This is a genomic window from Clostridium sp. BL-8 (genome assembly GCF_002006495.1).
Lineage (GTDB): Bacteria > Bacillota > Clostridia > Clostridiales > Clostridiaceae > Clostridium.
Window position 1 is genome coordinate 1 of sequence record NZ_LZZL01000155.1, and the last position, 7,015, is coordinate 7,015.

At 34.5% G+C, this 7,015-nt stretch carries 7 protein-coding genes; 5 read left to right on the forward strand and 2 right to left on the reverse strand.

Annotated features, from left to right (window positions below):
* The first annotated feature begins 30 nt into the window (after positions 1 to 30).
* The 5 genes from CLOBL_RS26360 (at position 31) to CLOBL_RS26380 (ending at position 3,357) form a co-directional block, all read left to right on the forward strand.
* Positions 31 to 459 (forward strand): hypothetical protein, encoded by a 429-nt coding sequence (locus CLOBL_RS26360; protein ID WP_077861714.1) that lies wholly within the window; start codon positions 31 to 33, stop codon positions 457 to 459.
* A gap of 404 nt (positions 460 to 863) precedes the next feature.
* The gene (locus CLOBL_RS26365) at positions 864 to 1,424 is read left to right on the forward strand and encodes a MarR family transcriptional regulator (protein ID WP_077861715.1); all 561 of its coding nucleotides are present in this window, start codon (positions 864 to 866) and stop codon (positions 1,422 to 1,424) included.
* A 130-nt stretch (positions 1,425 to 1,554) separates the two neighbouring features.
* Entirely contained in the window at positions 1,555 to 1,899 is a 345-nt protein-coding gene (locus CLOBL_RS26370; protein ID WP_077861716.1) for an antibiotic biosynthesis monooxygenase, read from the forward strand.
* Positions 1,900 to 2,040: 141 nt separating this feature from the next.
* Entirely contained in the window at positions 2,041 to 2,712 is a 672-nt protein-coding gene (locus CLOBL_RS26375; RefSeq protein ID WP_077861717.1) for a GDSL-type esterase/lipase family protein, read from the forward strand.
* Between the two features lie 48 nt (positions 2,713 to 2,760).
* The gene (locus CLOBL_RS26380; RefSeq protein WP_077861718.1) at positions 2,761 to 3,357 is read left to right on the forward strand and encodes a nitroreductase family protein; all 597 of its coding nucleotides are present in this window, start codon (positions 2,761 to 2,763) and stop codon (positions 3,355 to 3,357) included.
* 217 nt (positions 3,358 to 3,574) lie between these two features.
* On the opposite strand, the gene CLOBL_RS26385 is transcribed toward CLOBL_RS26380, so the two are convergent.
* The gene (locus CLOBL_RS26385) at positions 3,575 to 5,527 is read right to left on the reverse strand and encodes an FAD-dependent oxidoreductase (protein WP_077861719.1); all 1,953 of its coding nucleotides are present in this window, start codon (positions 5,525 to 5,527) and stop codon (positions 3,575 to 3,577) included.
* A 130-nt stretch (positions 5,528 to 5,657) separates the two neighbouring features.
* Positions 5,658 to 6,911, reverse strand: coding sequence for an OFA family MFS transporter (locus CLOBL_RS26390; RefSeq protein WP_077861720.1), 1,254 nt, complete (start codon positions 6,909 to 6,911; stop codon positions 5,658 to 5,660).
* Positions 6,912 to 7,015 lie beyond the last annotated feature (104 nt).

The following is a 7,015-nucleotide window of genomic DNA, read 5'->3' on the forward strand; positions in this document are numbered from 1 at the left end:
TATATTCAATAGCCTTATCAACTAAATTAGATGGATCAGTCTTCCTTGATTTGTTTACATGGTCAAGGAAGCACCTACTATGAACACTCAGCTCGTATCGAAATCACTGTTCCCGATTCAGCTACAAATCTAAAAAAGCTTTGTAATGACGATACTAATATTTTAAATTCAAGAAAAGTCATAAAAAAATTTATAGTCAATTTGAAAAATATAGAACAATATAGAAAAGCAGAAATTCATCTTAATAAACAGGCTGCTACTCTAAATTTAATCTTTTATGATTGGAATACAAGACCTACAATGCAATCATATTTATTAGAAAATATGATTCTCGACTACTATAATACAACAACTTCTTGTAGTGAATTTGTTGATATTGAAATTCCAAATGTTTTGTCACATATCTCTAGTGCTGTATATAATCCAGTAAATGACCCCAAAGGGATTCAAGGCATTTAAATACTCTGGCTTTTGATGATAAAATAAAAATAAGCTCTAGAGCATCTCTAGATTATTCGACGGCTATTGATGCAAGAAATTATGAAAATAATAAAAATGAAGCATTTATATGCAACAGCTAAATCCTATAGTTTTTTTTAAGTAACCTGTTTTTACATGTATATAGGCTTAACTCAAATATTGCGAGAGTTTGAAAATTTATATAATGGGCAGTGCGCAAATATTATATGTGGACTGCTTTTTTGTTTTTCAAATTTCTTCATCAATAAATTATCACAATTTTTTTAAAAGTATTGACATATAGTTAAGTACTTGATAATATATAGGCAAGTACTTGATAATTAATTAGTTGATAACCAAGCAGTTGATGAAAATAGAATATAATGTTATTGGAGGATAAGGTAATGGATAGGAAAATTAATTTAATGGAACAGTTTTCCCGAGTGACGATGCTTTTTCACAGATTTTCGCATCACATTAGAAATGAAAATGAAGCATTTACCGACCCGAACAGAGGGCAAGGACGCATTTTGACGTTGCTTAAAACACAGCCGAAAATTAGTCAGAAAGAAATTTCAAATCATCTAGATATGAGTAATCAGGCATTGAGTCAGCTGCTTACCAAGCTTGAAAAATCCGGATATATCAGTCGGACACAATCGGAGACAGACAGGAGAGTTATGAACATAGAACTTACCAAGATGGGTGAAGACGCTGCAAAGCAAGCGGAACAAAGCAAACTGGACTCAGATCAAATTTTTAATTGCCTCAGTGAGGTTGAGAAAAATAATTTGAGTGAATACTTATCAAAAATTTCTGCAGAACTTGAAAAACAAATGGGTGAAAACGGTGGGCTTGATGACTTATGGGAGGCTTTTCGTGATGCTATGGGACCAAACGGCGAAGTACCTCCGAAGATGCTTGAAATGATGGAACAACATTTTAAAAAGCAGCACCGTAAATAATTTTAACCAATTAGAATCATCGGCAATACTTAATTTTTGCATACAATAGCAGGATTAAGTAAAAATAATAATGCAGTAAATTTATAATCTATTTTATTAGTCAATAAAAAATAAATATTGGAGGTATATTATGATTGCAACAGAAAAAAGAAATATGATGATTAGCCCAAAGCAGCCTGGTACAGTGCTTAAAATGCGCGCGAAGGCTGGAAAAGGAGACGCTCTATTTGAACTTACCAATAAACTACATTACAATGGTGACCCAGATGGTCCAGTAGACTGGATACTTTGCCGAGATGACAAGGATTCAGACATTTTGTGGGCATTCGAGTTTTACAAAGATGCGGATTCATTCATTCGCCATTTCACTAATCCAGCTATCGAAGATGGTCACGATCAAGTTTTGGAACTTTTGGCTGAAATGCCCATGAGAGTCGAAGTTCACGCAGCATTCTCTAGTTTCCAAGCTAAATAATAATATTGTACCCATTTGTCCATGTCATAAAATCAAATAACTCTGTCAGCTGGTTATAGTAATAAAGTAGAGTTTTTGGTGAGATATGCTGAACCACACGAAAACTAAAACTATAGTAATTATGAAAAGGAGTTGTTATTTATGTCAGAACAATCAACATCACTAACGAATATGAACCCTGATATCGAGCAATATAAAAGTGACCTACGAGCACGCTTTGCGAAGGAGAATCAAACGGCCCAAAAAGGACAAATTGTTTTCGTCGGGTCTTCCACTATGGAAATGTTCCCGATTGAAAAAATGCAGCAAAACCTTGGTTTGGACAAACTAATTTATAATCGAGGGATTCGTGCAACTACGACAGCGGAGCTGCTGATGGCGATGGATGTCTGTATTTTTGATTTGGCGCCGAGCAAGATTTTTATTAATATTGGTTCAAATGATGCGGGCTTCGGCATTCCAGAATACATCTTCCTCTCGAATTATGACGAAATTTTGCGGCAAATCAAGGAAGAATTGCCCGAGACACAGGTATTTGTGATGGCTTATTATCCTGTCAATCCAGTGGCAGATTTCGGTGAGTCAGAAGCCGAGCACGAGGCATTTTTTTCGAATCGAAACAATGAAATACTTGAATTAGCAAGCAGCAAAGTAGCGCTACTAGCGCAAAAGTATCACTATGAATTTATCAATGTCAATGATGGCTTAGCTGATATAAATGGGAATTTGCGGAAAGAGCTCACATTTGATGGGGGGCACATGTATCCCGCAGGGTATGAAATTGTGCTTAGGAATATGAAAAAGTATTTATAAGCAAATGCATATAAAGTAAGCAGAAATAAATTAATGGAGGATTTTATTATGAACGAAACATTGTCAGTAATTAAAAGCAGACGTAGTATTAAGAGTTTTAAGCCAGAGCAAATCAAGGACACTGAACTCGAAGCTATTTTGGAAGCCGGAACATATGCACCTTCAGCATCGAATCAACAGTCATGGCATTTCACAGTCGTTCAAAATGAGCGTTTAATTAATCAATTATCTGAAGCAATAAAAAAAGTATACGCAATGATGCCTGTTTCGTTTTTAGAGCAGATGAAAAATGATAAAAAAGCTCAGTTTTTACAGAAGATAGGGAACAATGAAAAAGTTCATTTATTTCATAACGCCCCTACTATTGTTGTGATTTCAGGTGACAAAACAGAAATGTACACCGCAGAAAACTGTTCTCTTGCTGCCGGAAATATGATGAATGCCGCTAAATCTTTAGATGTTGGCTCATGCTGGGTTAGCGGTTTGCCACAACTTATTGATGCAGATCCTGATAACCAATTCATAAAAGAGCTGAACCTTCCTGAAGGTTATAAACCTGTGTGTGTTATTTTGTTGGGATACAACGCTGGAGCGGATACAAAAGCGTCTGAGAGGAGAAAAAACTTAGTAAACTATGTTAAATAATTCTCTGTACTTACTTCCCTCTTTTTTAACAGCTCAAGTACTCGTTGCCTCTTCAAATGATTAAGCTCTTCTGTTACCTAAGTAAGCTTTTAATATTTCATGATATTAGAAGGCCTCAAATTACCTTTCACTTTTTATCTTTAAATGAAAGTCAATTTGAGGCATGATTTAATTTTCCAGAGAAGTGTTTATTTGGTTTAAGTCTAAAATATTCTGATTAAATAATATCAAGAGCTGCATGATATCCTTGGTATACTGCTGTTGTTATAGTTGATGGACGTACGCAATCTCCAATTTCTCTAACCCAAAGTGCAGAATCAACTAATTCATCTACAGTATTTCTGCTTGCTCTTTGTCCAAGTGCACAGATTACTGAAGTACCTGGTACTAAATGTTCAGAACCTTCTGTGTCTGCACATAGTACTCCTTCTTTTGTAATCTTTAATCCTTTATATTCTGTATGAACTTGAATACCATTCTTTTCAATTTCAGCTAATAAAATTGGACGATGTCTTATGTTTGCATCTGGAGCAAGTTCAGGTCTCATTTCTACTAAGTGTACTTTCTTTCCTTCCCCAGCAAGATGAATTGCTGCTTCACAACCTGCAAGACCTCCACCAAGAACTACAACTTCATCCCTAACCTTATCCTTTTCTAAATAATAATTATTAACAACTACTACATTATCTCCATCTAAACCTGGAATTGGTGGAACAAGTGGATCAGAACCAACTGCTATAATTAATGCATCAACATTTTCTTTTTCAACGTATTCCTTAGTAACAATTGTATTTAATCTAATTTCAACACCTGCATCTTCTGCTAATTTTCCTAAAGTAACACCTAATTCATACATTTCATATTTAAATGGAAGAGCTTGTTCCCCTTTAAGTATTCCACCAACTTCATTAGTTTTTTCACAAAGTATTACTTTATGTCCACGTTTTGCAGCAGTTATTGCAGCTTCAAGACCACCTGGTCCACCACCTGCTACAAGAACTTTACGAGAAGTTGCTGCTGGAATAATTTCCATTCCACCTAATTCACGACCAATTAATGGGTTAACAGTACAACGTCTTGTAGATGTCATAGCACGTTCTGCCATACATGTGAAACATCTTAAACATTTTACAATATCCTTATCACGATTGCTAACAACCTTTTGTGGAAGTTCGTGGTCAGCTAAAAGTGCACGAGCCATTTCAACAACATCAGCTTTACCACTAGCTATTATTTCTTCCATCATTTCTGGATCATTCAATCCGCCAAGAGTTGCAACTGGAACACTTACATGTTTCTTAATTTCAGCTGCAAGATGAACATTTGATCCATGTGGTAAGAACATAGACGGATGTGTTAAACCAAATCCTCTTTGGTATGTTCCTGCTGATACATGAAGTAAATCTACTCTTGATTCAATTAACTTAGCTATTTCAACACCTTCTGCAAGATCATATCCACCATCAAATAATTCAGATCCACTAAATCTAAATTCTATTGGAAATCCTGGTCCAACTGCCGTTCTAACACTATCAAGAACTTCTTGTGCAAAACGAACTCTATTTTCTAAAGAACCTCCATATTTATCTGTTCTCTTATTAAAATAAGGAGATAAGAATTGATTTATTAACCATCCATGCCCACCATGAATCATAACCATTTCAAATCCTGCTCTTTTAGCTAATGCAGCAGTATCTCCATAAGATTTTACTATGTCATCTATTAATTCCTGAGTAAGTTCTTTTACAGGCCTTCCATCTGGACGAACCCCTTCACTTGGTCCCCATTGAGCCATTCCTTCTTTTTTATCTTTATCAGTTAAATATGTTCCAGCATATTGTCCTGAGTGAGATAATTCAACACTTGCAATTGCACCATGACGACGAATAGCGTCTGCTGTATATGTAAAACTTGATAATGATCCAACGGTTTGTAGATCTAAATGATACATATGTGATGCTTCTGTTTTTGGATGAACCACAACTTCACTTACAGTAACAGATGCAGCTCCTCCTTTAGCTCTTAATTCATAAAAAGCTGTAGATGCTGGTCCAATAGTGCAGTCAGCTGTAATATCTGTTCCACCCATAGGGGCAGAAAACATTCTATTTCTAAAAGTAACATTTCCAATTTTAATTGGTTTACTTAAGTTTGGATATTTTCTTTCCATCTTTGTATTCTCCTTATAATTTAAAATTTTAATTTGTATTTACTCGTTATGATAGTTTTTAATTTTAATTGATTCCATTAAACTGCTAATTACTGTTTAATAATTAACATACAATTGTTTACATTTTTATCTATATTGACTTATTTGCTGCAATTTCTTTCTTGTGCATATAGCGATAAATAAAAGTTAATCCAAAACCAATAACACAAAGAACTGCTGCTATTAAAAATGCTCTTTGATAGCTTTGATCAGCAGCATATACATTTTTCATTACTGTTGGTCCAAAATAACCTGATATTGCAAAGCCAATGAACATTATTCCATAATTAACACTATTATGTGTAGTACCAAACTGATCCGCTACAAAGCCTGGTAAAACACTCATAAATGCTCCAAAAGATAATCCTACAATTATGATTCCTGCATAAAATTTAGTCACTTCTCCTTGCCCTGAAGAATACAAACATGTAAGTCCAATAACAGCAAGTACAAAACCAGCAGAAAGTGTATTATTTCTACCTATTTTATCTGAAAGATAACCTGCAACTATACGGCCAAAAGTACTAAATAATGCTAAAACAGAAACTACAGTAGTTGCAGCAGTAACCGACATACCTATCATTCCTTGTGCTAAAGGAGATGCCATTGATGAACACATTAATCCATAAAAAGCACCACATAAGAATACTAGCATCATTACATAGAAAATCGGAGTTGAAATCATTTCTCTCCAGTTTTTATCATTTTGCTTCAACTTGTTTCCTTGAGAAACTGGTGGTGTCCAGCCTTCTGGCACAAACCCTGCTGGGCACTTATCAATTAAGAATGAGCATCCACATACAATAATTAAGAATGTAGCACCTATTATTTTAAATGCAGCAGTTACTCCAAAATTATTTATTAATATATTTGCAATTGGCGATATTATTACTGTACTAAAGCCATAACATGCAGTTGTCATACCTCCAACAAATCCACGTTTATCTGGGAAAAATTTAATTGAATTATTAATTGTACATCCGTATACCATTCCTATACCAAGACCAGTTAGTATACCATAACCAATTACTAACATTCCTAATCCATTAGCAAACCCTGATAAAATCATTCCTCCACCAAAAAGTATTCCTCCAACAAAGATAACTTTTTTAGGTCCAAAAGTATCATTTATTCTTCCACCAGTAATCATAGTAATAGGTCCAACTGAATTAGTAACAGTAAAAACAATCGCCAATGTACCAGCAGTCAAGGTTGCACCTGTAATTTGACTCAAATACTTTGCCATAGGAGCTGCAAAAACGCTCCAAGCATACATTGAACCAATACATAAATTGATAAAACAGCTTGAGATTAAAATAATCCATCTTTTTTTCGATAATTCCATAAAGATCCCCCTTACTTTTTTGTTAACATTATAACAATCTTGTGTTAATATTATCACAAACTTTTAAACATGTAAATATAAATATATAAATATTTATATCCTCA